26 protein-coding genes and 1 pseudogene are annotated in these 23,415 nt (G+C 62.9%); 4 read left to right on the forward strand and 23 right to left on the reverse strand.

Going from position 1 to position 23,415, the window contains the following annotated elements; genetic code table 11:
- Positions 1-33 precede the first annotated feature (33 nt).
- The 22 genes and pseudogenes from ACSQ9I_RS33385 to ACSQ9I_RS33490 all read right to left on the reverse strand — a co-directional run bounded on the left by ACSQ9I_RS33385 (position 34) and on the right by ACSQ9I_RS33490 (position 18,991).
- Positions 34-948, reverse strand: a complete 915-nt coding sequence (locus ACSQ9I_RS33385; protein ID WP_436316288.1) for a LysR family transcriptional regulator — start codon at positions 946-948, stop codon at positions 34-36.
- Between the two features lie 68 nt (positions 949-1,016).
- Positions 1,017-1,334 (reverse strand): hypothetical protein, encoded by a 318-nt coding sequence (locus ACSQ9I_RS33390; RefSeq protein WP_436316289.1) that lies wholly within the window; start codon positions 1,332-1,334, stop codon positions 1,017-1,019.
- A gap of 327 nt (positions 1,335-1,661) precedes the next feature.
- Complete coding sequence (locus ACSQ9I_RS33395) at positions 1,662-2,597, reverse strand: SMP-30/gluconolactonase/LRE family protein (RefSeq protein WP_436316290.1); 936 nt, start codon at positions 2,595-2,597, stop codon at positions 1,662-1,664.
- A gap of 63 nt (positions 2,598-2,660) precedes the next feature.
- Positions 2,661-3,548: an amidohydrolase family protein gene (locus ACSQ9I_RS33400; RefSeq protein WP_436316291.1), complete on the reverse strand. Its 888-nt coding sequence runs from the start codon at positions 3,546-3,548 to the stop codon at positions 2,661-2,663.
- Positions 3,549-3,555: 7 nt separating this feature from the next.
- Positions 3,556-4,512 (reverse strand): Bug family tripartite tricarboxylate transporter substrate binding protein, encoded by a 957-nt coding sequence (locus tag ACSQ9I_RS33405; protein WP_436316292.1) that lies wholly within the window; start codon positions 4,510-4,512, stop codon positions 3,556-3,558.
- 50 nt (positions 4,513-4,562) lie between these two features.
- On the reverse strand, positions 4,563-5,510 hold the full coding sequence (locus ACSQ9I_RS33410) for a Bug family tripartite tricarboxylate transporter substrate binding protein (RefSeq protein ID WP_436317100.1): 948 nt from the start codon (positions 5,508-5,510) through the stop codon (positions 4,563-4,565).
- Positions 5,511-5,574: 64 nt separating this feature from the next.
- Positions 5,575-6,501: an NAD(P)-dependent oxidoreductase gene (locus tag ACSQ9I_RS33415; RefSeq protein ID WP_436317101.1), complete on the reverse strand. Its 927-nt coding sequence runs from the start codon at positions 6,499-6,501 to the stop codon at positions 5,575-5,577.
- Positions 6,498-7,187, reverse strand: a complete 690-nt coding sequence (locus ACSQ9I_RS33420; protein ID WP_436316293.1) for an RraA family protein — start codon at positions 7,185-7,187, stop codon at positions 6,498-6,500. Before ACSQ9I_RS33420 ends, ACSQ9I_RS33415 begins: the two co-directional genes overlap by 4 nt.
- A gap of 41 nt (positions 7,188-7,228) precedes the next feature.
- Positions 7,229-8,212 (reverse strand): annotated as a pseudogene (locus ACSQ9I_RS33425) (Bug family tripartite tricarboxylate transporter substrate binding protein); the annotation flags it as partial.
- Positions 8,213-8,230: 18 nt separating this feature from the next.
- On the reverse strand, positions 8,231-9,118 hold the full coding sequence (locus tag ACSQ9I_RS33430) for an amidohydrolase family protein (protein ID WP_436316295.1): 888 nt from the start codon (positions 9,116-9,118) through the stop codon (positions 8,231-8,233).
- A 27-nt stretch (positions 9,119-9,145) separates the two neighbouring features.
- Positions 9,146-10,156, reverse strand: coding sequence for a Bug family tripartite tricarboxylate transporter substrate binding protein (locus tag ACSQ9I_RS33435; protein ID WP_093110439.1), 1,011 nt, complete (start codon positions 10,154-10,156; stop codon positions 9,146-9,148).
- Positions 10,157-10,285: 129 nt separating this feature from the next.
- On the reverse strand, positions 10,286-11,197 hold the full coding sequence (locus ACSQ9I_RS33440; RefSeq protein ID WP_436316296.1) for a LysR family transcriptional regulator: 912 nt from the start codon (positions 11,195-11,197) through the stop codon (positions 10,286-10,288).
- A 435-nt stretch (positions 11,198-11,632) separates the two neighbouring features.
- Entirely contained in the window at positions 11,633-11,917 is a 285-nt protein-coding gene (locus ACSQ9I_RS33445) for a type II toxin-antitoxin system RelE/ParE family toxin (RefSeq protein WP_436316297.1), read from the reverse strand.
- Positions 11,907-12,149, reverse strand: coding sequence for a CopG family ribbon-helix-helix protein (locus ACSQ9I_RS33450; RefSeq protein WP_436307023.1), 243 nt, complete (start codon positions 12,147-12,149; stop codon positions 11,907-11,909). Before ACSQ9I_RS33450 ends, ACSQ9I_RS33445 begins: the two co-directional genes overlap by 11 nt.
- Before the next feature lie 557 nt (positions 12,150-12,706).
- On the reverse strand, positions 12,707-13,366 hold the full coding sequence (locus tag ACSQ9I_RS33455; RefSeq protein WP_436317102.1) for a nucleotidyl transferase AbiEii/AbiGii toxin family protein: 660 nt from the start codon (positions 13,364-13,366) through the stop codon (positions 12,707-12,709).
- Positions 13,366-13,857 (reverse strand): helix-turn-helix domain-containing protein, encoded by a 492-nt coding sequence (locus ACSQ9I_RS33460; RefSeq protein ID WP_436307021.1) that lies wholly within the window; start codon positions 13,855-13,857, stop codon positions 13,366-13,368. The genes ACSQ9I_RS33455 and ACSQ9I_RS33460 overlap by 1 nt, the downstream gene beginning before the upstream one ends.
- 165 nt (positions 13,858-14,022) lie before the next feature.
- Entirely contained in the window at positions 14,023-14,427 is a 405-nt protein-coding gene (vapC, locus tag ACSQ9I_RS33465; protein WP_436316298.1) for a type II toxin-antitoxin system tRNA(fMet)-specific endonuclease VapC, read from the reverse strand.
- Positions 14,428-14,658 (reverse strand): antitoxin, encoded by a 231-nt coding sequence (locus tag ACSQ9I_RS33470; RefSeq protein ID WP_093110435.1) that lies wholly within the window; start codon positions 14,656-14,658, stop codon positions 14,428-14,430. It abuts the gene before it with no gap.
- Positions 14,659-14,693: 35 nt separating this feature from the next.
- Positions 14,694-14,990 carry a hypothetical protein gene (locus tag ACSQ9I_RS33475; RefSeq protein ID WP_436316299.1) on the reverse strand — a complete coding sequence of 99 codons (297 nt, stop codon included), beginning with the start codon at positions 14,988-14,990 and terminating at the stop codon, positions 14,694-14,696.
- A complete protein-coding gene (locus tag ACSQ9I_RS33480) occupies positions 14,987-17,434 on the reverse strand; it encodes a TOTE conflict system archaeo-eukaryotic primase domain-containing protein (protein ID WP_436316300.1) in 2,448 nt (815 codons plus the stop codon). Before ACSQ9I_RS33480 ends, ACSQ9I_RS33475 begins: the two co-directional genes overlap by 4 nt.
- Positions 17,435-17,441: 7 nt before the next feature.
- A complete protein-coding gene (locus ACSQ9I_RS33485) occupies positions 17,442-18,539 on the reverse strand; it encodes a hypothetical protein (RefSeq protein WP_436316301.1) in 1,098 nt (365 codons plus the stop codon).
- A gap of 80 nt (positions 18,540-18,619) precedes the next feature.
- Positions 18,620-18,991 carry a hypothetical protein gene (locus ACSQ9I_RS33490; protein ID WP_436316302.1) on the reverse strand — a complete coding sequence of 124 codons (372 nt, stop codon included), beginning with the start codon at positions 18,989-18,991 and terminating at the stop codon, positions 18,620-18,622.
- Between the two features lie 26 nt (positions 18,992-19,017).
- Between ACSQ9I_RS33490 and ACSQ9I_RS33495 the strand changes: the two genes are divergently transcribed.
- From ACSQ9I_RS33495 to ACSQ9I_RS33510, 4 genes are all read left to right on the forward strand, one after another.
- A complete protein-coding gene (locus tag ACSQ9I_RS33495; protein WP_436316303.1) occupies positions 19,018-19,584 on the forward strand; it encodes an IS66 family transposase in 567 nt (188 codons plus the stop codon).
- A complete protein-coding gene (locus ACSQ9I_RS33500; protein ID WP_436316304.1) occupies positions 19,581-19,844 on the forward strand; it encodes a hypothetical protein in 264 nt (87 codons plus the stop codon). The genes ACSQ9I_RS33495 and ACSQ9I_RS33500 overlap by 4 nt, the downstream gene beginning before the upstream one ends.
- A 1,273-nt stretch (positions 19,845-21,117) precedes the next feature.
- On the forward strand, positions 21,118-22,146 hold the full coding sequence (locus ACSQ9I_RS33505; RefSeq protein WP_436316305.1) for a hypothetical protein: 1,029 nt from the start codon (positions 21,118-21,120) through the stop codon (positions 22,144-22,146).
- 88 nt (positions 22,147-22,234) lie between these two features.
- Complete coding sequence (locus ACSQ9I_RS33510) at positions 22,235-22,669, forward strand: hypothetical protein (protein ID WP_436316306.1); 435 nt, start codon at positions 22,235-22,237, stop codon at positions 22,667-22,669.
- 31 nt (positions 22,670-22,700) lie between these two features.
- Here ACSQ9I_RS33510 and ACSQ9I_RS33515 read toward each other — a convergent pair whose 3' ends face one another.
- Complete coding sequence (locus ACSQ9I_RS33515; protein WP_436316307.1) at positions 22,701-23,303, reverse strand: hypothetical protein; 603 nt, start codon at positions 23,301-23,303, stop codon at positions 22,701-22,703.
- Positions 23,304-23,415 lie beyond the last annotated feature (112 nt).

Here is a 23,415-nt window from a genome sequence, read left to right on the forward strand (position 1 = left end):
AGGGTTAACCCGAGCCCAGTCGATGGCTCCCGTTCAGCCGAGTTCCGCTTTCGCCAGGCGGCACACTGACAGCAACGCGAGCAGGTTGGGATCGCGTTCGCGCGTGCGCAGGAAGTTGAGCGCGATGGTCTGGCGCATCAGGTACCTGGGCTGCAACGGGATCAACTGCACCTTCTGGGGCATGGCGCCGCGCACACGGCCTGGCAACAGCGTGTAGCCGACGCCACCGCTGACCAGGTTCATGAGGGAGAAGATGTCCCCGGTCTTCATCACCACGTTCGGTGTGAAGCCGGCAACACGAAACGACTCCATGAAACCGCTGTAGGTGACGAAGCCTTCGCTCAGGCTCACGAAGCGTTCGCTGGCGCAGGCGCTCAGGTCGATCTCCTTCTGCGCCGAATAAGGAGAATCCACTGGCGCGGCGAACTGGATGTCGTCCTGGAACAGCGGCTCCGATTCGACGTCGGAAGCATCCTCGGGGATCGCCATGAGGGCGGCATCGATCGCGCCGTCCCGCAACTTCAGCAGCAGGTCGGCATTGGACCCCAGGACGAGCTCGGTGTGCAGTTCCGGCTTGCGCAGCTTCATTCCCATGATCAGCTGCGGCACCGTGCGACTCGTCAGGGAATAGAGCGAGCCGATGCGGATCCGATCGGCCGAGTAGCCGGCGACTTCTCGCGTGGCGCGGATGCCCGCGGACATCGTGCGAAGCACCTCGCGGGCCACCTCGGCCAGCGCATGAGCGGCTTCAGTCGGGTGCAGGTTGCGGCCTTCGTGCCGGAACAGCGCGCAGCGCAGCCCAGTTTCCAGCGAATGCAAGGCGCGGTGCACGCTGACGGCGCTGATCTCGAGCTTTTCGGCCGCGCGGGCGAGATTGCCGGCCTCCATGAAGGCCAGAAGAATCTCCAACTTGCGGAATGTGACTTCTTCGTCAACGCGGGGAAGCATGGCGGCCTGTGGATCAAAATCGAATCGTAGCCGCAGCCAGGATGGCTGCACGCCGTCCGCGTGCGCCATCAGGGTACGGCTGCTGGCTTACGCTTGGTGAACTTCCTGGCGCCCAGGTAGGCGCCGGCAGTGGCGGCCCGGGCGAACAGCTCGTCGCCCATTTCCTTCCACCACGCTTGGTGACCGCTACAGAGGTCGGCGACCACTGCGACGCATGCGCGCAGATCGCTGCCACCCGCGCGCCCAGGGCCGGCGTCGTCCACGACCTCTTGGACCAAGCCGAGCGTCAGGTACTGCGCCGCCGGCACGATCTCGGCGAGCAGCACCAGCGGCTCCATTGCAGCCTCGCCGCTGATCGAGCACGGCAGTGCGCTGCCGTTGTGCATTGGAACCGTCACTTAATCCCGGCGTCATACGAATGCGTCATGCTTCAGACTGACAGTCGGCCGGCGCTGGTAGAGGTCGCTTCGGCACCCGCCCAGATTGGCCGGCATCCTCGATGCCGGCGGCTGTCTCAATTTCAGGGGGCGCGATGCCGCTTTTGCAGGCAGAGCATGGTGACGCCCGCGTGACAACAGTCTGCCGCGATGTGCACGTCGTTTTCCACAGCCTTGTCCACCGGCACGGTGGAGAACTTGTCTACTGAAGATGTGCTGCGCCAGGGCGAAGCTAACGCGTCTCAGGCTCTGCGCCTTGATCAAATCGCCCAGGAATCAAGCAAAGCCATCGGTGTTGCGACCGCGATGCAATACAAGCCCTGCGGAATCGAGCGCGGCCATAAGCACCTGACCATGCGTCGAATCGGTGACGAAAACAGTCGACCTTCCACTGCCGCCAAAGGCCAGATTCGTCGTCGAAGCGCCTGTCGGGCCGCGAAACACGATCACGGGTTCGCCACGCGCATTGAGCACCCAGACATAGCCAAGCCCAGGGTTCGCAACCAGCAGGCGCCCCTGTGCGTCCACGGCAAGGCCGTCCGGGCCGCTCGGACCGTACGACGTGAAGAACTGACTTACCTTCGCCACGCTCCCGTCGGTCAGAAGCGGCACGCGCCACACACAGTTGCCGCGGGTTACGGCGAGGTAGAGCAGCTTGCCATCCGGTGACAGTGCCACGCCGTTCGGGCTGGGCACGTTGGCCAGCAACAGGTCGAGTTGGCCGTCCGGTCGCAACCGGTAAAGACGCCCGGTCGGGTCGTGCAACCCGGTCTGGCCCTGGTCAGTGAAGTAGATGTTCCCCTGTTCGTCGAGCACCAAGTCGTTGACGCCCTTGAAGCCTTCGCTATTGCGCCGCTGCAGATACGGTGTGACGGCGCCATCCCGCACGTCGATGCACATGAGACCGTTCTTGTAGTCGGTGACGAGCAGGGTGTGCGCATCCAGAAACTTCATCCCGTTGGGCTCGCCGTCGTACTCGGTCACCTGTGTCCATGCACCCGCGGGGTCGATGCGGAAGATGCGCCCAAAGGGAATATCGGCTACGTAAAGGTTTCCGGCGTCATCGAAAACCGGTCCTTCGAGAAACGAGTCCGTGACTTGGCCGCCACGGTTGGCGTCGGCCCACGCGCTTGTCTTGCGCCGCCGGAAGATTTCGGGCATTCGCGAGAACACCTCGAGCTCGTGAACTTGGGGAGCTTGCAGAAAGAACACCGTGGATCTCCGTCGCGGCTTCGATGCCGCCGCAGTTGTGAAGGCAGGCTTGACCGCGTGTGGTCAGGCGCCGTCGAAGCCGTAGAGTCGTGCCGGGTTGTCGATGAGGATACGGTCCATCACCCCGTCGTCGCCACACCAGCCGCGCAGCACATTGACCAGGTCTGCGTCGTCAACGGAGCCTGATGCCTCGGTGGTATGCGGCCAGTCGCTGCCCCACACCATGCGCTGCGGCGCGGCCTGCACCAATGCACACCCGAGCGCTTGGGCGTCGCGGTATGCGGGAGCGCCTTCGCGCGAGCGCATGTAGACACCGGACAGCTTCACCCATGTGTTGCCCCGGTCGAGCAGCCGACGCAACGTGGTGAAGGCGACGCTGTCCAGACCTTCGGCGGGATCGATGCGGGCCATGTGGTCAACCACGAGTGGGGTCGGCAACGCCTCGAGCACCGGCGCGAGTTCAACCAGTTGTTCGGGGTGCACGAAGACCTGGATGTGCCAGCCAAGATGGGCGACCCTGCGCGCAAGCGTCCTCAGCATTTTCGTCGTGGTGATGCCCCAGGATTGCGGCGTCACGAAGTTCACGCGCAGTCCACATACGCGTTGCGCGTTGAGTCGCTCGAGTTCGGCGTCATCCACGTCGACGCCTACCACCGCAACACCACGCGCGTCCTCACCAAGCTGCTCAAGTGCGTCGAGCATGCAGGCGTTGTCGGTGCCGTAGGTCGACGGGTTGACGACCACCGTTCGCGACGTCCCGAGCCGTTGCTGGAGCTGGCGGTAGGCGGCCACCTCTGCGCAGGGTTGCTGGCGCTTCCAGTGCGGCGACGGCGTGAACCGCGGATCGAAGATATGCATGTGGCTGTCGCACGCACCGGCGGGCAGCGCGCGCGACGGTCGTTCAAGACCAACCGAATGCGGGACGGGACGCGTGGGCGGGAGGGCAGCCATCGGCAATTCAGTCGAGCTTGATGTTGCCCTTGCGGATCACTTCGGCCCACTTCGCGTCTTCCTTCTTCAGGAAAGTGGCGAACTCGGCTGGCGTGGACCCGAGGGCTTGCACGCCGACGTCGGTGAAACGCTGCTTCACCTCGTCTTCCTTCAGCACGTCGACCAGGGCCTTGTGCAACTTCGCAGCGACGGGCTCGGGCGTGCCGGCCGGCAGCAGCAAACCATTCCACTCGAATGCCTCATAGCCAGGCACCAGCGATTCGGCCACCGTCGGCACGTCGGGCAGGCGCTTCGAACGCTCGGGCGACGACACGGCCAGCGCGCGCAGCTTGCCCGATGAGACCAGCGGGTATGACGCCGCGATGGTGCTGAACATGAAGTCGACCTGACCGCCGGTCACGTCGACGATGGCAGGACCCCCGCTCTTGTAGCCAACATGCACCATGTCGAGATCGAGCTTCTGGCGCAGCAGTTCTGCCGCCAGACGTTGCACCGTGCCGCTACCGCCGGAGGCGTAGTTCAGCTTGCCGGGTGTCGCCTTGGCCTTGGCCACCAGGTCCTTTACATCCTTGATCGGCGACTCGGCCTTGACGATGATGATGTTCGGCGCCAGCGAGACGAGCGACAGCGGCTGCAGGGCGTTGCTCGCGAAGGGCATGCGCGGAAACAGGTGCGGATTGATCGAATAGGGCGTGGCGTCGTAGAGCATGGTGTAGCCATCGGCCGGCGCCTTGGCGGCATAGCTTGCGCCGATGGTGCCACTCGCCCCGGGGCGGTTGTCAACAATCACGCTGGTGCCGAGCTTCGCGCCCATGCGTACCGCGAGCACGCGCGCCAGCGCATCAGCCGAGCCTCCGGGTGCGTAGGGCACGACTAGCGTGATTGGTCGGTCCGGAAACGCCGCCTGTGCGGAAGCGGCGACAAAGAGGCATGCAGCGAGCACGCGACGGATCAAGGTTTTCATGGGTTGGTTCTCGAAGAATGTCGGACGGGAATCTGGCGAACGGCGAGCGCTCATTCAGGTTTGAGGTCAAGCGCACGGGCCAGCTCACCGTAAGCCTTCACCTCGCGCGTCAGTTGCGTGCCGAAGGCTTCAGCGCAGGTACTCTGCGCTTCCATACCCAGGAGCCTGAACTTCTCTGCCATGGCAGGTGACTGGGCGAACTCGGTCGCAACCCGACGCAGCACCGCCAAGGTCGCTGCCGGCGTGTTTGCGGGCGCGAGCAGGCCATACCACGCATCGGCGGAATACCCTTTCACGCCGGCCTCCTCGAAAGTCGGCACGTTCGGCAGCAGCGCCGAACGTTTGGGCGCGGCGACGGCCAGCGCGTTCAGCTTGCCTGCCTGCACCTGAGGCAGCACCGACCCCAGCGTGGCAAAAGAGCTGTCCACCTGCCCGCCGATCATGTCGGTCGTGGCTTGGGCCGCGCCCTTGTAGGGGATGTGATTCATCGAGGTTCCGGTCAGCCGCGTGAACTGCTCACTTGCAAAATGGCCGGAACTGCCGCTGCCCGGTGTGCCGTAGGTGCGCTTGCCGGGGGCGGCCTTGACCTCCTTCAGGAAGCCTCCAAGCGTCTTGACCGGCATCGATGGGCCGACGACCAGCACCGTCGGGCTGACGGCCAGCGAGCACACCGGCGCAAAAGAGCGCACAGCGTCGAACTTCACCCGCTGGCTGTAAAGCGCGGGAATCATCGTGTGGTTGGTTGCACCGAGCAGGAGCGTGTAGCCGTCCGCTGGCGCAGACGCCACCGCCTCGGCCGCCAGGATGGTATTGGCGCCGGGCTTGTTGTCCACCACGAAAGGCTGGCCCAGCGTGCGAGAGGCATAGTCGGCGAATGCACGCGCGACGACATCGGTCGGCCCACCCGCCGAGAAACCGACGAGGACGTGCACTGGCTTGGCTGGCCAGGTCGACTGCGCCTGGGCGGACAGCGTGACGAACAGACCAGTCGTTCCCATCAGCCATGCGATGGCGAAGTATCGTTTCACGGATGTCTCCTTCTTGTTCTGCATCACTGGGCCATCAGGTCGTGGCTGGCTGGCGTGTCAGCACCTGCAACACATTCCTGGCGGCGCCGACGCCCATGTTCACGTAGGCATCGCTGGTCACGCCACCAATGTGGGGACTCAGTACGAAGTTCTTTTCACCCTGGAACGGATGGCCGGCAGTCATCGGCTCTACCGCGAAGCTGTCGAGACCGGCCATTGCAACCTGACCGGAACGTACTGCGCTCAGCAGCGGGACCTCGTCGATCAACCCGCCGCGCGCCGTGTTGACCAGGACGACGCCGCGCTTGCACTGGGCCAGCGTGGTGGCATTGAGCAGACCGCGGTTGTCTTCTGTCAGAGGGCAGTGCAGCGAGATCGCATCGGACTCGCGCCAGATCGTCGGCAAGTCGACGCATTCCACGTACGACGGCAAGTCTTTCGCAAATGGATCGAACCCGATCACGCGCATTCCGAGGGCATCGGCCATGCGCGCAAAGCGCAGTCCGATCGCGCCCAAGCCGACCAGACCGATGGTGCGGCCACCGAGCTCGAGGCTCTTGTGCGTGGCTTTGTCCCAATGACCGGCGTGCATGCGTGCATCCAGGGCCACCACCGACTTGGCGCACGCCAGCAAGAGGGCCAGTGCCTGCTCGGCCACTGCCGCGGCATTGGCACCGGCTGCCGCGACCACGTCGATGCCGCGGGCCTGCGCCGCCACCTTGTCGATGGTATCGGTGCCGCTGCCGTGCTTGGAGATCACGCGCAGCGACGGCGCTGCGTCCATCACGACGCTGCCGACCTTGCCGTAGCGCACGATGATGGCCACCGGATCATGCGTACGGCAAAGTGCCACCAGGTCGTCTTCGGTCGGCGTCTTGCCGGCATAGATGACATCGTGACCCACTAGCAGCGCGAGCGCCTGCGGCGCGAGGTCAGCACCCGTGACGAGGATCGTGCTCACAACGCCTCCCCTTCCTTGAGCACACCGGCTGTTCGGAGAGCAGCGTTCAGCCATTTCGCAGCGGTATCGCCAGTTTTGATGGCGGAGATGCGTGAGGCTTCATCCTTCACCTTTTTGGCCGCGAGCGGCAACAGCCCTTCGATCTTCTCGCGCTCGACCACCACGACGCCATCGCCATCGGCGATCACGAAGTCGCCGGCGTGCACGGTCACACCGCCGATGGAAATCGGATGGCCAATGCGGCCGCCGATGTTCTTGGTAGGACCGTTCGGGTTGGTGCCGACGCTGAACACCGGGTAGTCCATTTCGTCGATCTCGATGCTGTCGCGACAGGCGCCATCCATCACCACGCCGGCGATGCCCAGTTGCTTGCAGGCCGTCATCATGATGGTGCCCATCAGCGCCGAGGTCTGGTCACCCTTGCCGTCGATGACGAGAACGTCGCCTGGCTTGGCCATTGCAATGGCGGCGTGAATCATCAGGTTGTCACCCGGCCGCACTTCGACGGTCAAAGCGGTGCCGGCGAGCTTCATGCGCGGACGAAGAGCCTTGATGCGGCCATCCACGGCGCCGCGGCGGCCGGCCACATCGGCCAGGATGGCCGGCTGCAATTCAGCGGCCTGCGCCACGATGTGCGCAGGCACGCGTTCGAAGTCGCGAATGATGTCGGGAAGATTGGAAGGCATGGGATTCTTTCGGATGTAAGAGGAGGAATGGAAGTGGGTCGGTCGGCCCTGAGGTCAGCGTCCTTGATGACCTTGACCCACTTGGCAAGGTCTGCTTTCTGGGTTTCTGCCAGTTGCTGCGGCGTGCTGCCCACAAGCGTGACGCCGAGCTTGTCCGCCATGGCGACGACCTCGGCGTCCTTGAGGATGCGCACGATCTCCTGGTTCAGCCGCTGCACCACGGCCGAAGGCGTGCCGGCCGGCGCGTAGGCTGCCTGCCACTGCTCCACCACGAAATCCTTGAAGCCGGCCTGACCCATCGTGGGCACCTCGGGCATGGATTTCAGCCGGACCGCAGAGGTCACGGCCAGCGCGTGCAGCCGGCCGCTCTGGATGTGCGGCAGCGCCGCAGCCACCGGCGCAAACATGAAGGTCGCATGGCCGGCCAGCACGTCCTGGATGGCCGGGGTATCGCCCTTGTAGGGCACATGAGTCATTCGGGTGCCGGTTTGCAAGCGCAGCAGTTCGCCCTGCATCTGGAGGATCGTGCCTTTGCCACCGGAGGCGAACGAAACCGCTTCCGGATGGGCCTTCGCCTCCGCGGCGAGTTCGGCCACCGTGCGAAAGGGCTGGGCCGCGCCGACGATGAGGACATGGGGGATCGTGCCGATCAGAACAACTGGCTCGAATGCTTTGACCGGGTCGTACTGCATCTTCGGCATGAGGCTCGGCACGATGGCCTGAGGGCCAATCGATGTGCCCAGCAAGGTGTAGCCGTCCGGTGCCGCCTTGGCGACGGACGCTGAGCCGATCGTGCCGGTGGCACCAGCCTTGTTGTCGACGATCACCGTGGCGCCGAGCGAGTTGCCCAACCGAAATGCAATGGCGCGGCCCAAAATGTCGGTGGTGCCACCCGGGGGGTAGGGCACGACCCAGGTGATGGGTTTCCCGGTCGGCCAGGTGACCTGCGCCGTGGAGGGCATGGCAGCAAGCCCAAGAAGTGGAATGGCTATCGTCAGGGCGGTGCGCCGGTCAAGCTTGGTCATGGCTGTCCTTGTCAAGAATCAGGTTTGGTAGTCGTAGAGCGCGGCCGGGTTGTCGACCAGCACGCGCCGCAGGGCGGTCGAATCGCCAGCCCATTGCGCGAGCAGGTCCATTTGCTGCGCGTCGTCGGGCAGGGGCTGGTGACCCGCAGTGGCAGACGCATGGGGCCAGTCACTTCCCCACACCACGCGTTCGGGTGCGGCCAGCAGGTAGCCCCGCGCCAGCAGCGCGATGTCGGTGTAGGCCGGCGGGCCTTCTTCGCTCACGATGTAGCCGCCCGACAACTTGACCCAGGCGCGACCTGAGTCGATCAGGCGAAGAATCAATCGGTGGGCTGCATGTCGTTTCGCCAGCGATGGTGCGATGCGGCCCATGTGATCGAAGACCACAGGAACCGGGAGTTGCAGAAGGCGGGCCTCGAGGGCAGCGAGCGTGTCCGGAGCTGCCAGCAATTGCAGATGCCATCCGTAGGGCGCGACACGCGCGGCCAACACGTCGATCTGCTGCGCTGAGTTCGTGACACCCAGCGAGAGATTGAGGCGGACGCCACGTACGCCTTTGGCATGCAACGCTTCAAGTTCGGCATCGCGTATCTGCTCGTCGACAACGGCGATTCCCCGCGCGCCCTCGCCGTAGGCAACAAGCGCCTCGCACATCGGCCGGTTGTCGGTGCCGTAGCTCGATGGCGTGACGAACACCACGCGGTCGGTCCCGGTGCGCTGCTGCAGTTGCCGGTAATCGTCGACGCTCGCATCAGGCGGCAGGAGGCGCGCGCCCGGCACGGGCGCAAAGCGGGCGTCGTACACATGCACATGGCAATCGCAGGCGCCCGCCGGCACCTCGACGTTCGTGCGGCCCTGCCCCGAAGAGAAAGGCGCGACCGCCTTCTCCTTGTCCAACGTCTGCATCGCGCGCTCGCTCTGCTGCTGAATGCGTCAGTCGACCTTGGCGCCGGACTCTTTGACGATCTTGCCCCAGCGGCCGATATCGTCGTGGATCAGCTTGGCGAACTGCTCAGGAGTTCCACCGAGCGCATCGGCGCCCTGGCTGGCTAGCTTCTTCTTGACTTCCGGATCCTGTAGCGCCTTGTTGAATGCGCCGTTCAGCTTGGCGACCACGTCCTTCGACAAGCCCGCCGGCCCGGCAACGCCGAACCAAGTGACGGCTTCAAAACCCTTGAAGCCGGATTCCGCAATGGTGGGCACCGACGGCAGGTCGGCAGTGCGCTTGGGCGAGGTCACGGCGATGGCGCGCATCTTCCCGTTTTTGACGTAACCGATCAGCGTAGGCACCGACGACATATACATCTGGATCTGGCCGCCAATCAGGTCGGTCGAACCTTGCGCAGCGCCCTTGTACGGAACGTGCGTGAACTTGACTGCTGCCGTCTTCTGGAACAACTCGGTCGCGAGATGCGCCACCGTGCCGCTGCCGGAACTGGCGTAGTTCAGCGAGTCGGGCTTGGCCTTGGCAGCGGTCACGACATCGGCGAGCGTCTTGTACGGCGAGTCCGCCGCCACCACGAGGACGAGCGGCGCACTTGCAACCTCGACAATCGGAGTCAGGTCCTTCTCCGGGTTGTAAGGCAGCTTGGCGTAAAGCGTGGGGTTGATGGCCAGGTTGCTGGTCTGGCCCAGCACCAGTGTGTAGCCGTCGGCCGGAGCCTTGGCCGTGGCATCCACTCCCAAGTTGCCGCCGGAGCCGGGCTTGTTGTCGATGACGATCGACCATCCGTTGGCGACGGCCACCTTGTTGGCAACTTCACGCGCAATCAGGTCGGTGCCGCCGCCGGCCGGAAAGGGAACGATCAGCTTGATCGGGCGCGATGGATAGGCCTGTGCGGACGCCGTTGCGTGGGCCATGAGCGTCGCACCGGCAACGAGCGTGGTGGCGGCGACGCCGATGAGGCGGCGCGAAGCCGCAGCGGCGAGGGCACGATGTTGCATGAACTTGTCTCCTGTTTAGCCCACCCTGCTCGATTGCGGGCGGTGCGTTCAGTGGAGGCAAGTATTCGGCGCGGGGCTTATTCAGTCCAATCGATACTTTTTGAAGATCGATAGATTTGACTTTGGGTATTACCTTGGTGGCGAATCGGCATATTTCGCCAACAGATGGATCAGCCGTTGCGCTGCCGGGGAGATGTAGCCGCTGTCGCGATAGGTCACGACCATGCGCCGGCGCATGGTCGTGGCCGGCAGCTTCACTTCGCGCAACGCCGCGCCGGAACGCCCGGCCTGCAGGTGAAGACGCGAGATGAAGCTCAGCAGGCCGGTCTCACCGATCAGCGTCGGCAGCATCAGCAGCATCGTGCTTTCGACCTGCACCACGGGCCGGGGAACTCGATGGCGATCAAAGGTCTGGTCGAGCCAGTCCCGCGTCGGTGCCCCAGGGGGCTGAAGCACCCATCGATAGCCCGCCAGGTCCTTCAGGGCCGGCTTCGGCTTGTCGAAGATCGCGTGCGTGTCGGCGGCGGCGACCACGATCACGTCCTCGGCCAGGTTCTGCGAAGCGAACCCCGGTTCAGTAGCGCCCTCGGTGCCGACCATCAGATCGATATCACCGGCGCGCAGCAGCGGCTTCAGGATGTCAACCAGCGCCACGGTGGTCTGCAAAGTGACTTCGGGTGCCTCGCGCATCAGGTCGCGCGCGGCTGGCGGCAAAAGGAACTGCGCGGCCGTCGGCACGATGCCGATCTTGATGTTTCCAGTCAGGCCTCTGCCGATGTCGCCGATCTCGCGGCGCGCGCTTTCCACGTCGAAGCGTGTGCGCTGGGCCCACTTGAGAAGCGCCTTCCCCGCACTGGTCAGGCGGATGCCGCGGCCTGTTTTCTCGAAGAGCAGGGCGCCGCACGCCTCTTCCAGCCGCCGTACGCAGCTTGTCAACGCGGGTTGCGTCCGGTGCAGCCGTTCGGCCGCGCGCCCCATGTGCTCGAGCTCGGCAATAACTTCAAAGTACTGGAGATCGCGCAGATCCAGGATGAACTCCACAAGTTTGTTTAAAGCACTGATCCAAGACTTTAGGGCAACAGCGTGGTGCCACTGGCGGCCTAGTAGCGGTAGTCCGCAGCTCGAAGCGGACGCTCAATGTGCTGGCGAATGCTCATACTCGTGGCTTCTATTGATGGAGGTGGGCATGGCGCTCGCAGGCATGCACGACGCGTTGGTGGATCACCTGAAGGCGAAGGGGGCGCTGCAGTGCACCTTGACACCGGCCTCTGCTGCGAGCAGATGGCGTCATTTAACACAATCAATCTTGCCAAGGCTCCGAATGTAGCGGCTGAATAGTAATGTCGCGTTTTGGCAAGGCAGAGGTAGAAATGTCGCAAAGTCTGCCGTCCCAGTTCCTGGGTCTGGGGTACGGCGCGAGCGCTCGATTCCGTTTTTTTTACGGCGTGCCAGAGATCAGACTCCGTGCCGCGCTATCTACCAACGCTGTGGCAGACGGCGAGATGTATGAAAGACGCGCAGAATCTCGACCGCGTCTCCGCGCACGCGATAGGGCACGATGTAACGCGTTTTTGGCACGATCAATTCACGTGTCCCGGGCATACGCCCAGGGCGGCCAAGGCCAGGCTGATGAGCGAGCTGGGCCACAGAGTCGAGAATGCGCCCGACGACCAGTCGCGCCGCAGCCGCATCGTCGGTGGCGATGTACGCGGCCTCTTCGTCCAAATTGAGCAGCGCCTTACGCAGCCACCTAACCCGCATTCACCTTCCATTTTCTTGCGAAGGCCGCGACCTCCTTGTCGCTGGCGAAATCGCCAGCGTCAGCTTCCTTCAACGCAGCCTGGACTTCGCCGATCTGCCATTCGTTGTTTTCAACATAGGCACGAATTGCTTCGGCTGCCAAGAACGATTTGCTGCGCTGCGTCGCTTCGGCCAGATGGTCGAGACGATCCTTGACTTCGTCGTCAAGTCGAACAGTCATGGTGGTAGACATGGGAGATCTGGAGCGGTGGCACGAGAATGGTGGTCGGATGTACACATCCTACTACAATATCGCATGTATGCGCCTACCATAGCTGTCTCAGAGCACGCTGCAGAGCGGACTCGACAAGAAAGTCTTCGGGACGCAGCAGATCCTCAAGCGCCTCACGCGTCAGGGTGCTCGTGTAAGTCACGAACGAGCGGTGCTCAGCGTGTTCTCCTGGGTCACTATGCAAACAAATGAGTACCGCCGTGAGTTGATCCGCAGAGATCAGGAGGAGCAGGCAAAGAGGCGCTTTCGCGAGCGAATCGAAGAGGGGTTGAGCTCGGGCCAGGGGCGCGTCATGACGCGCGAGGTCGTTGCAGAGTTGAGGCACAAGGCGGTGGGTAATTTGCCATGAAGCGGCCCGCCTTCAGCCATCCGCCGTCATTTCACATAAGGCATATTGTTGTTGTATGTTCTTCTATGACCGCTCGATGGCCGCCCAACTTCACGCGATCGAGGCTGCGGCTGGCATGAGCTCGGCCTGTCGGCTGTCTGTTCTTCCCATGACTTTGCCGGTGAGGGTCTCAATCCCGGAGGCTTGTCAAAAACTCACGCGCCACCGAAACGCAGTGGCCAAATGTCGGGCGGTATGAGAGCGCGGCAATTGCCTCGAAACCAGCAATCAAGCCGGGCCGGGGCTGCTCAAGTTGGTCAAGGAAGGTTTGCCGGTGGCGCAGAAGGAACGTGGCCGCTCGCCTCAACTGTTGCGGCTCTCGTTCGATCACCAACGAGAGATCGAAAAGGTCGCGCGCAGTGGCACGATTACCCCGGTGATATATCTTCTTTGCGATGATTTCTGCTGCCGTTTCAACCCTTATGCTGCGTCCTGCAATCTCCCAGATTTCCCAGGCCTGGTCGAGAAGATTCGGTGCGGCGACGAAGTCGATTTCGCCCTCCTCGAACTGGAGCTTCACAAACGAGCCAGGCAGCTCCGTGTAGTCGTTCGTTAGTTCAGCGGCCGTGTCGCTCAGGCGAGGCGTCACGAAACCGAGGTACTGCGGGTCGGGAACAAAAATGTCGATGTCCTTGCTGAGACGATGCTCGTATCGGAACATCAGGACCGTGCCACCGCCAAGCGTCCAAAACGGGTCAGCGAGCCCACCATGCTTTTGAATGTCGTCGATGAGCGCCAACGCCCGTGGGAACAGTACCTCCCACGGACCTCGAGGAAGGCTCTTCGTCATCACGCCGGCAGCCCCTGGCGGTGCACCGCCAGCGACTTCGCGAGCTTCGCCACGTTGCGCCAGACTTGTCGCGGCAGTACGTGTTCACGAGAAGCCGCTTCTTCGACTGCCATCACGATGATTGGCAATGGCGCTTCATCCAACAGGTGAGTCAGGTGTGCCACGTAGGGTTCGGGAACATCGCCGCTAGCCAGTGCGTGGCCCAGGGTTTCAGGCGCCAGTTCGCTGGAATAGCTGACGCTGGCCGTTTTGGCAGCCATCCAAAGGCCGCGTTTCTTCTCGCGCGCCGCTGTTGTCGGCCCGGATACGTCCAAGCCCAGTACTGAAAGCACTTGGGCGACTCGCTGAAAGCCTAAGTCGCTCAACGTCCCATTCTCCAGCCCGACCAGTGTCTGGCGCGACAGTCCGCTCAGTTGCGCGAGCTGCGCCTGCGTGAGCCCCAACGCCTCGCGGCGAGCTCGCACGGCATGGCCTATCTGAGTGAGATTCATAAGCGCGACAAGTGTCTGTTATTTTGGACATTTTAACAGATCATGGGTTCGGGACCCTTCCATCTCTGACACATCAGTTCGGTTTCCGTCTCTACGTAGCGCCTGGAAATGTCCAAAATATTGGACATAGGATTGTCGAAATCTTCGGCTGATTTCGATGGCTCATCAAACCCAGTTCTCAACAGCCAGGTCGTCGACTCGGCTGAACTCACGCTCGTTGTTGGTGACCAGCACCCAGCCTTCGGCACGGGCGTGGGCGGCGATCCAAAGGTCGTTGTTGCCTATGGACTGGCCTTTGCGCTCAAGGACGCTGCGGATCTGGCCGTAGTGCTGGCCCACCGCCTGTGTGAGTGGTTCGACCTGGATGGCGCTCTGCAGTTGCCGCAGCGCAGCCAGGGCCTTGGAACGGGCCTGGCTTTTTTCCGCGCCGTGTTGCAGTTCGCCCAGCGTAATGACCGACATGACCAGGACGTCGGCGCTCAGTTGCTCAAAGCGCGCTCGAACGGTGGCCGGATTGTGCTTGGCGATGTAGATGCAGATGTTGGTGTCGAGAAGATAGCGAATGGCCATTCAGAACGACTCCCGCTCCTGGGGAGGGCTGTCGCTGCGGCCATCGGCCATGAAGTCGGCAGGCATGCCGACGAGGGCGTCAAAGATGGCGGCTGCACTGGCGGGCCGCTCACGCAAAACGATGTCGTTGCCTTGGCGGAAGATCTCCACCTGCTCGGCTGTGAATCGAAACTCCTTCGGCAAGCGCACAGCCTGGCTGTTGCCGGACTGGAAAACACGGGCGTAAGTCATCGGGTCTCCTGCGTATATACAAACAGTATATACATTCACGCTGACCGCGTCAACGGGGCGCAGGGGATTCCCTCGGGGAAATGCACATCGGTCACGATGTCGGCCAGCGTCAGCCGGCGCCCGGCCCTCAGCAGGCGTGCGGCTTCGCGGAAGACCGCGCCCTTGTCGGGCGCGAGGTTGGGGACCAACCACGTCTGCGGCCAGCAGTTCCACTCGCTGGCCTTTTGAGCGGCGACTGCCGTCGCGCCTTCCCACGCCTTCGGCGGCTTGTTGCGACGGAGCCTGCGTGTGCGCCGCGTGCTCAGATTGAGGCCAAGCTCTTGCTGCTTCACGCCGATATTGTCTTGCCTGCAAGCGATGACACCGCACTGGCGTGGGGAGAGTCTTGAACACCATCCCGCTGCTGCTCGTCAAAGGCCAGTTGGGCGTTGACGCCTGCTGAGGGGATCCGATAACCCATGGCTTGGTAGCCGCGCTGGCGCTTGTCCCACATGCGCAGCAAGGCCGGGTGTCCGGCATCGATGAAGTCGATGATGCGAACGCGGGTCTTCTCGGCATGTTCGCGGTGTAGGCGTCCGGCATACTGCTGCAACGTGCCTTTCCATGAGATGGGCATGGCCAGCACCAGCGTGTCCAACGGTGGATGGTCAAAGCCTTCGCCAACCAGTTTGCCGGTGGACAGCAGCACGCGCGGCGCATCAGGCGGCAGAGCATCCAGTGCACCGATCAGTGCAACGCGCTGTTTCTTTGACATGCGGCCGTGCAGCGTGAACAGCGTTGGCACGCGGCCTGCCAAGGTAGTGCCGATGGCGTCGAGGTGGTCGGTCCGTTCGGTCAGTACCAGCACCTTGTGCCCCTGCTCGAAAGCGCTCGCGATCTCATCTGCGATGGCTTCGGTACGGCTGGCGTCGTTGGCAACGTGCCGGAACACGTCCTGTATGCCGGCGTCGGCGGCAAGGGCGATGTGCGCTGACAAATAGCGGGGAATTGCCTCCAGGGTTTGCGGGGCTCCCGTCGGGCGTGCAGCTGTGTGTCGCGTGGGGCCACATTGCATGAAGATGATCGGCTGTCGCCCGTCGCGTCGGATCGGCGTAGCGGTGAGCCCGAGCACGTACCTCGCCCGCGTTCGCTTCATGATGGCTTCGAACGAAAACGCCGACAGGTGGTGGCATTCATCGGCAATGACCTGGCCGTAATTCTCGACAATCTCGTTGGTTTCCCCCTGCCGAGACAATGACTGCATCAACGCGATGTCGATCCAGCCCGTAGGCTTGGCCTTACCGCCCCCGATGGTGCCGATCACGCCTTTGCCAACGCCCAGGAAAGCCTGAAGCCGCTCCTGCCATTGCTTGAGGAGTTCGGCACGGTGCACCAACACCAGCGTGTTCACGCCCCGCCGTGCGATCAACGCCGCCGCTGTGACCGTCTTGCCAAATGCTGTTGGCGCGCACAGGATGCCGGTGTCGTGACGAAGCATCGCCGCGACTGCTTCCTCTTGGTCCGACCGTAGCGTGCCGGCGAAGCTCACCTCCAGCGGTTCACCGCTGAATCGCTCATCCTGCAGGTCGCAGCGAATGCCGTTCTCGCGCAGAAGCTCCCGGACGGCATCCAGGCAGCCTCGCGGCAGGGCGATGTGGTTCGGGAAATTCTCGGCGCAGCCGATCACGCGTGGCTCATTCCATACCGACAGGCGCATCGCCTGCGCCTTGTAGAACTCTGGGTTCTGGAACGCGGCCAAGCGGATCAGACGGTTCGCAAGCGCTTGAGGCAGGGATGCCTTGCCGAAATACAGCAGGTTGGCCAGAGTCACGGTCAGAGATGCAGGCATGGCGCCGGGCAGGCGCTGCTTGGCAGGTACTGTGCGCTTCCATGGCTCTTGTTGTTCTTCCTCGGTGATGAAGGTGACGTCGAGCGGATGCGAGCCGCCGGTGGCGCGCAGGATCGTTGGCTCGATGTCGTGCGGTGCCATCGGCTGCACCGATGCAAGGAAGGCCCATTGGTCCACGTGGGGTTGCAGCGTATCGTCCACGAACACGCTGCCACCGCGCTCGCGAGATGCCTTCTGCAGTGGCAGGGCAATCAGGTTGCCGAATCCACCCTTCGGCATCGTGTCCTGGTTCGGGAACAGGCGGTCATAGGACGAGAGCTTCAATTGCCGGGTGCGGGCACAGGTATGGCTGATGAGGGAGGTTCCAAGCCGTCGTGCATCCCGCGCCGCGACCTTCGATGAGAAGAACACCCACGCATGGGCGCCGTTGCCGGAGCGCGAGATTTCCAGCGTGGCCGGTACGCCCAATTCACGGCAGGATTGAACGAAGGCCTGGGCATCGCTGCGCCAATCGGCATCATCGAAGTCCACGGCAAGGAAGTGGCAGTCGTCGTCTGCCAGTAGCGGATACACGCCGACGGTATGACGACCGGCGAGGTGGTCGTAGATGGTCTGGTCGACCAAAGGCATCAGCAGTCGATGGCCGCAATCCGAGCATTTGATGCGGGGCTTCTCGCATACGCCCACACGCCATTCATTGGCGCACGCTGGCGAGTAGCCTGTCTTACCCGCCTTGCTCTCCCAGCGCACGGGATAGACATCGGTGCGTCCTCGGAACAGCCGGCGAAAGAGCGCGACTTTCTCGTCTATGGTCAGCGGCATCATCGCAGCCGGCGCGTCCGCGGCTTCGGGCACGCGCCAGGCTATGCCATGGGCCTCGAGCAGCCCGGCCAGCCGAGCGTTCTCGGCGCGCAACCGCGCGAGTTCGTCGCCGCTGTGTGCAGTCATGACGAATTCATCCTGACCACAGACCTGCTTCGGCCAGACGGCGCAACAATGCGCCACGCGTTGCATGACGAATCAGAAAGCGCCGCAGCGCGCGGTCGAACTCGTTGCGGCTAGACGTGAGTGCATAGCCCTCCGCCAAGTCGACCAATGTCCGCACCGCATGCTCGTAACCCGATGCCGAACCACGCCTTGCCTGTGCGTCGATGGCAGCCCAGCGCTTGTCCACATCGGTCATCAACAACTGAAGGGCCGCTTCGCGTTGCTGCCGGTGCTTCGTCTCCTGCTTCGCGCGTTCCTTTGTCTCGCGCTCCAAGCGAGCGCCAGAGGCCGATTGGGCGAGTGCACGCAGTTGGCCCACGCTGCGCCGCGATGCGGAAGATGCGGACGAAGGGCGTCGTGCCTTCAGCCAAGCTGCGTGGCGGGATCTGACCTGGCGCTCCGCTTCGTGCCCACGGCCCTGTGCGATCAGCTTCAACATGTTTGCCATCTCGTCATGCGACCATTCACTCAGCCATGCATCGATGCGATCGCCTTGCGCTGAATCAGCCTCAGAAGCGCATCCACTGCCTGCCATCGCCGCCGCGAGCATGTCGGGATCGACTTCCAGGAATTCGACCAAGGCCTGCTGAGGAGGTGACAACGCCGACAGGCTGGGCGGCACTTCCGGTTCCAGCGCGCCGTCCGCGAGTTCGCCGCCAGCGGCTCCGGCCAGCCACCCGAGGTAGAGCGGCCGCAGGTCGCCGCGCAATAGTTCATCGCGCAGCGGCGCCAGGCGCCGCATCCAGCCGCTTCCGTCTTCCATGCCGAAGCGATCGTAGTTTTCGCTCTCGTCGAGCGACCAGTCGATGATCCAGTGCGTGTCGCTGGTCTCGATTGTCAGCGCATGCCGGGAAGAGAAGGGCGCCAGTTCGGCTTTGCGGAAGGTGGCCAGCGGCACGCGCAAGGCCAGCCGGCAACTGCACCAGTTGGCGGTGTAGACGAAGGCATCGAAGTAGCGACGCATCCATTCGGCTGGATCGGCCTTCAGGTCTCCCCACTCGTAGTGGTTGACGAAGCCCGAAGGCGTGATCTCCGCGCGTGTGGAGACGGCGCGCAGTTCGGCCATCTCGGTGCGGGTCAGCGGCCGGTCGATGGCCGCGAATTCGTAGTATTGGTACTCGCTCATGTGATTGCATCAGCGTAGGCTCAGCCCGTTCGCTTGCGGGCGGACTTGCGCTTGGCGGTCGGTTCCCCGACCGCGCGGAACGCGGAATCGTCGCCGAGGTGGATGTAGAGGTGACCGTGCAACTCGCCGTCAACGATCTCAGCATGCCCGCGCCCAGTCAGTTCATCGCCCTCGTCGAAGCCGTGCCAGGTGAACTCGATGCGTTGGCCCTGCCGCTTGTCGATCTTGCAGTCCATCTGTGCTTGTACCAGTCCGAACTGGAAGCTGCCGGACCGGTCTGCGCTGAAGATGATGTGGCCGGGCACTTCTATGTCCACATAGTTCTGGTCCCAGCCGGACATCCAGACGATGCGCCAAGGACCGGAAAAGGGGTTCTGCTTCATGATCGTCATCTTGGCACCGTCCTCACCTTGGCGACTTGAACCGCGACGACGATCCATGGGCTGCTTTCATCGGTCGACTCGGCGAAGCCGAAATGGGTCCAAGCAGTTTCGGCCTCGGGCAGCTTTTTTGCTACCCTTTCGAGGCGGCCGACAAGAAGATGTCCGGTACGGATCTGCACACGCTGCAGGACTGGACGAACTTGCGGCGGGCATGTTGTGCTCCGCATAAGGCGCACGCGCGCCGCGAATTCATGGAGCTGCGCGCCGCTAACAAGAGCACGATCGCCGCCACGGCCATCGACTTCAGCGGGCAGTTGTACGGCATCGAACGAGAGATCAAGGAGCTGAGACCCGAGCAAGAAGCAGCGAAGCAAGGCCCTGTCGCGCGCAATCGCAAGGGGCCGGCACTCCTCATCAAAACGGTGAAACCGTACCAATCACGAAAAGTACGATCACCCCAACTTGCCATGTTTTTCCTGTCGGCGCTAGAGGCGGAATTCGTCCACATTCCGCGCCCGGGAACTTCGCATAGCATGCGTCACATGGAGCCCAGAAAATTGTACAGATGGTCTCAACACCGGCTGGTTGTAGGGTCCCCATGAGCGCTACCGAAACCATCCCCTTCGTCTACGCCCCCGAGGACTTCGAAGTCAACGACGCGCGGATCCTGCGCGCGGTGCGCACCCCTGGCGTCGAGGGGACGGCAGTCTTCGGGAGAACTACCGACGGCTGGACCAGGGTTGTCGTCACGATCTCTGGCGAGCCCGAGCCGATGCGAATCGCGCGCGCCGGCCTGCCGATGGAGGCCCAGGACTTTGGAGGCGATAGGCCAAAGGCGATCAAGCCGCGTCCGAAGAAGTGACCGGCGTGGCCGCGCACTCGCGCATTCCGCCTGAGGTCGTACCCTGGATGCTCAGGTGGGTCGCAGACGCCGGCGCGCCAGCTCGGCACTCGTGACCTTCCTCCCCCGCCGGAGCCACCAGCCTCCGAGCGCGGCGATTACCATCATCAGACCCACGCCGACCCATCCCAGGTGCCTCGTAGCGAACGGCAACCGGGCGCCCGAGGTCGCCGCTAGGACCTGTGCAGACGTAGTTCCACCGCCGCTCGCGCCTTCTGCGGCAACTGGTCCGCTGGCGGGCGCGCTCTCCGCCATGGGCGCCGGCGCCGGCGGCGGCGCAGCATCCGATGGCCTGCTTACCTCGGGTCCAACAAGGGGCGCGACGCTCAGGCTCGGCAGTTGCTGGGAGGCTTGCCGCCGAGGCCTGCTCGGCGTGGAAGACGCCCTCTGCCGTTCCGTGGCTGTGGGGAGCTGCGGAAGCTCAGCGACTGCAGGCAAGTCGACCATCTCGGGACCTCCAGCACTCTCGCTGCCCGAAGCAGCCTTCGGGCGGCCCAACGCGGTGAAGTGTTGCCATAGCGCCGAGATCGCGTGCGCGCGGCATTCCGGCCCGGCCGGCAGACCCTGCAGGCGCGTGTCGAACCCGTTGATCGATGCCTGCCCATAGCCAAGGCTTTTGAACACCAACTCTGCGTCGTTCAAGCGGCTTCGAGACGTCGGCGACGGCTGAGCCAGGTCAGCATCCGCGGGACGGGCGCTCTTGCCGCACAGCTCGGCAGCGACGTCACGCAGCAGGATCGACGCGGATGCTTCAAGCTGGCCTCGATTCACGGCTTGCGACCACGAGGGAGCAGATAAGGAAGCGAGGAGGAACAACCAAGAAGCGGTGAGAGGCGCAGACATCCAGCCTATCTTCGCCGCAGGTGCGCTCCTTACACCACGAGAGTTACTCGCCGACACGCCGAGCACCGAGAGCGCCAGCAGGCGAGCGGCCCTGAAGCAGGCGCCTAGGGCGAGGGCCCCGACGGACCGCGTCCGATGCGCGCCAGCAACTCGCTCATCGCTCAGCTTGCTCGGGTAAAGATTGCTCCCGTACATCCGGACTTTGGTCGTGGCTTTTGGCCACTGTCCCTGATGGGATCTGCTGGTTGACGCCTCGCTTTGCGTTGCTTGGCCACCGCGCTGGAGATGCCGTGGACCTAAGCCCAGTCGGCCATCTCGTCAATCCACGTTCTCCGCGGTCTCCGGGGTGGATACGACGCCGAGAATCTGCGTCCAACGACCGGAGGGGACTATGTTGATCTTCACGAATCGGGAAATGAATGACGGTACGAACGAATCGGCGTTCGGTACCAGCTTCAAGCAAGGCTCTGAGCGGCTCGGGATGGCGACCGTGAGTAGAGCCGACAAGCGATGGGCGGTCTCGGCCACTGACGTCGACGTCGACGACGCCGATTCCAAGAAGGAACTCTTGCCGCTCTTCAAAGGCGATCGACCGGTCTTGGTCTATGTCCACGGCAACAACAACACCCCGTCGAAATGCTTCGAGCGATGCGCAAAGCTGGAGTTGCTCTATGACGTCGAGGTCATCGGCTTCTCTTGGCCCTCGGAGGGATACCTTCCCGACGGGAAGCCAGTGCCGGACGTCGATCCCAGGGAGGTGGACGGCGACGAGGACGAACTCGGCGCGGTGAAAGGGAAAAATCGGAAAGAATCAAAGATTCAGTCGAAGATCTACCGCTACCACCAGGCGGGACTCAACGGCAAGCATTCAGCCGATGCTCTTGCACGGTTTTTTCGGATGATCGGTGCCGCGCGCCTGACGCGAACAAGCAGCTCTACACCGTCGCGGCACACAGCCTTGGCGCACAGTTTTGCAGTACACACTGGACGTTCCAGGGGCGGCCGAGTCGATCGCTACAGCACAGAACGTCGCACTCCTGGCGCCGTGTGTTCGGGCGGTCATCGCGAATGGCTCGCCAAGATCCGGCCCAACAGCCAGCTCTTCGTGACATTCAACGACGGCGACTCGGTCTTGGCCGGAGCGAGCATCGCAGACAACGGTCTGACGGGCGACACACAGTTGAAGCTCGGGACAGACCCTACACCCGATCGGCTTCGAGTTCCGTACATGCGCTACATCAGCTGCACCAATGCAAGGGATGGTGGCGGTGGCCATGGGTACTTTGTCCAAGACAAGATGCCCAAGAAGATGTTGAACGTGTTCGGTCGCATCCTTCGCTCTCGACGCGATCTGGAGGCCGGAGAGATTGACCGGAAGATCTACGGAATCAAGGGTGACGAGGACGGTCTGACTTGCTAGTTCAACGCGCCGGATCAATGAGCGCCATGGACTTGGCTTGTTTGGATGCTCAACGCGCCACCGGCGTGCAAGACACGGGGGGCACGCGTTGAGCGCACACAAGCACCACGCTGCGCAGCTAGCCATCGGTCAGTCCACTAGCGTGTGCGTGCCGAGCGCCTCCCGCTACGTTCCGACCGGCGTGGTCCTCAAGCGTGGTGCGAAATACGTGATCGTCGCTGACAAGAGCCACTGGCAGGACTGGAAGCTCGACTCTGATGCCGATGGGCGGGATAGACCCACTTTCGTGCAGTCAATGGTGAGTTGGGCCTTGCGCTGTGAGTCGGGAAGGTGGTTCCAGCTGATCGGTTCGGTGGGACGATCCGGTGAACACCTTTTCCCAGTTGGGAAGCACCTTCAGTGGACCTATGAAGGGCAGGGCGGCAGCCGCGATGAAGAGCTGCACCTATTCGCCAACGATGTCTGGTTTGCGTACTGGAACAATCGCGGCGAGATAAACGTCACTATCACGCGCGTCGCTTAGCGGAGTTGAGCCAGTCGCATGCTCTTCAACTTCATGCCAGGACGATTCCAAGGTCGAACAGGTTCTCTTCCTTCACGAAAGGCATCCGCAAACCCGATCCAACTTCGACATAGCGCATGTGCGGACTGGCGTCCTCCGCAATAATCAATCCCTCATCCAACGCGTTCACTGCGATGGAGATCATGCAATTGTCCTCGCCAAACTCCGGGTCGCCGAATTGGACGCCGTCCGTGCATTGCTGTACCAATCGGTCAGGGGTGGCGCCGTACCACAGCGATGCCAGGTACAGCTCCCGGCCGGGGAGCTGCAAGATCGTCGTGTAAGCATTCCCGCCGACTCTACGAAGTAAGCCTTCCGACAAAGCAAGAAGAAGCCGTCGGGATGGATTCTTCTGCGCCTGCGCCGCAATGGAGCGAACGAGTTCGAGTCCGCTGTCCCTGCGGAATACATGATCGTGGACCACGAGCAAGGGAAATTTCGCCTTGCGTTGGAGCTCCACGTGGAGAAGGCCCACACGGCGGCTGCGGCCACGAGCTCGCCGCGCAAACGGTGCCTCGTACCGTTCAACCGAGATCTCTGCATCGATCAGCCAGCCGAGAGCCGTCGAGCCGGAATTGCATGAAGTGAACAACAAAACCTAGCTTTCGGATACATAAAAACCTAGCGCTCGAAAGACAATGAAACCTAGCTATGGGTTACAATAAACCCTAGCTGCCGGTTGTCGGAGAAACCTAGCCACCGGTGAC

The sequence above is a fragment of the Variovorax sp. LjRoot84 genome, assembly GCF_964254305.1.
Classification (GTDB): Bacteria; Pseudomonadota; Gammaproteobacteria; order Burkholderiales; family Burkholderiaceae_C; genus Variovorax.

Bases quoted from the DNA above. Each gene is read 5' to 3' on its own strand.
- ACSQ9I_RS33450 (WP_436307023.1), bottom strand. From the start codon at position 12,149: ATGTCTACCACCATGACTGTTCGACTTGACGACGAAGTCAAGGATCGT.
- ACSQ9I_RS33480 (WP_436316300.1), bottom strand. From the start codon at position 17,434: ATGACTGCACACAGCGGCGACGAACTCGCGCGGTTGCGCGCCGAGAAC.
- ACSQ9I_RS33390 (WP_436316289.1), bottom strand. From the start codon at position 1,334: ATGCACAACGGCAGCGCACTGCCGTGCTCGATCAGCGGCGAGGCTGCA.
- ACSQ9I_RS33500 (WP_436316304.1), top strand. From the start codon at position 19,581: ATGAGCGCTACCGAAACCATCCCCTTCGTCTACGCCCCCGAGGACTTC.
- ACSQ9I_RS33485 (WP_436316301.1), bottom strand. From the start codon at position 18,539: ATGGCCGAACTGCGCGCCGTCTCCACACGCGCGGAGATCACGCCTTCG.
- ACSQ9I_RS33420 (WP_436316293.1), bottom strand. From the start codon at position 7,187: ATGCCTTCCAATCTTCCCGACATCATTCGCGACTTCGAACGCGTGCCT.
- ACSQ9I_RS33470 (WP_093110435.1), bottom strand. From the start codon at position 14,658: ATGACTTACGCCCGTGTTTTCCAGTCCGGCAACAGCCAGGCTGTGCGC.
- ACSQ9I_RS33435 (WP_093110439.1), bottom strand. From the start codon at position 10,156: ATGCAACATCGTGCCCTCGCCGCTGCGGCTTCGCGCCGCCTCATCGGC.
- ACSQ9I_RS33385 (WP_436316288.1), bottom strand. From the start codon at position 948: ATGCTTCCCCGCGTTGACGAAGAAGTCACATTCCGCAAGTTGGAGATT.
- ACSQ9I_RS33405 (WP_436316292.1), bottom strand. From the start codon at position 4,512: ATGAAAACCTTGATCCGTCGCGTGCTCGCTGCATGCCTCTTTGTCGCC.
- vapC (WP_436316298.1), bottom strand. From the start codon at position 14,427: ATGGCCATTCGCTATCTTCTCGACACCAACATCTGCATCTACATCGCC.
- ACSQ9I_RS33505 (WP_436316305.1), top strand. From the start codon at position 21,118: ATGTTGATCTTCACGAATCGGGAAATGAATGACGGTACGAACGAATCG.
- ACSQ9I_RS33445 (WP_436316297.1), bottom strand. From the start codon at position 11,917: ATGCGGGTTAGGTGGCTGCGTAAGGCGCTGCTCAATTTGGACGAAGAG.
- ACSQ9I_RS33455 (WP_436317102.1), bottom strand. From the start codon at position 13,366: ATGACGAAGAGCCTTCCTCGAGGTCCGTGGGAGGTACTGTTCCCACGG.
- ACSQ9I_RS33430 (WP_436316295.1), bottom strand. From the start codon at position 9,118: ATGCAGACGTTGGACAAGGAGAAGGCGGTCGCGCCTTTCTCTTCGGGG.
- ACSQ9I_RS33490 (WP_436316302.1), bottom strand. From the start codon at position 18,991: ATGACGATCATGAAGCAGAACCCCTTTTCCGGTCCTTGGCGCATCGTC.
- ACSQ9I_RS33460 (WP_436307021.1), bottom strand. From the start codon at position 13,857: ATGAATCTCACTCAGATAGGCCATGCCGTGCGAGCTCGCCGCGAGGCG.
- ACSQ9I_RS33400 (WP_436316291.1), bottom strand. From the start codon at position 3,548: ATGGCTGCCCTCCCGCCCACGCGTCCCGTCCCGCATTCGGTTGGTCTT.
- ACSQ9I_RS33410 (WP_436317100.1), bottom strand. From the start codon at position 5,510: ATGGGAACGACTGGTCTGTTCGTCACGCTGTCCGCCCAGGCGCAGTCG.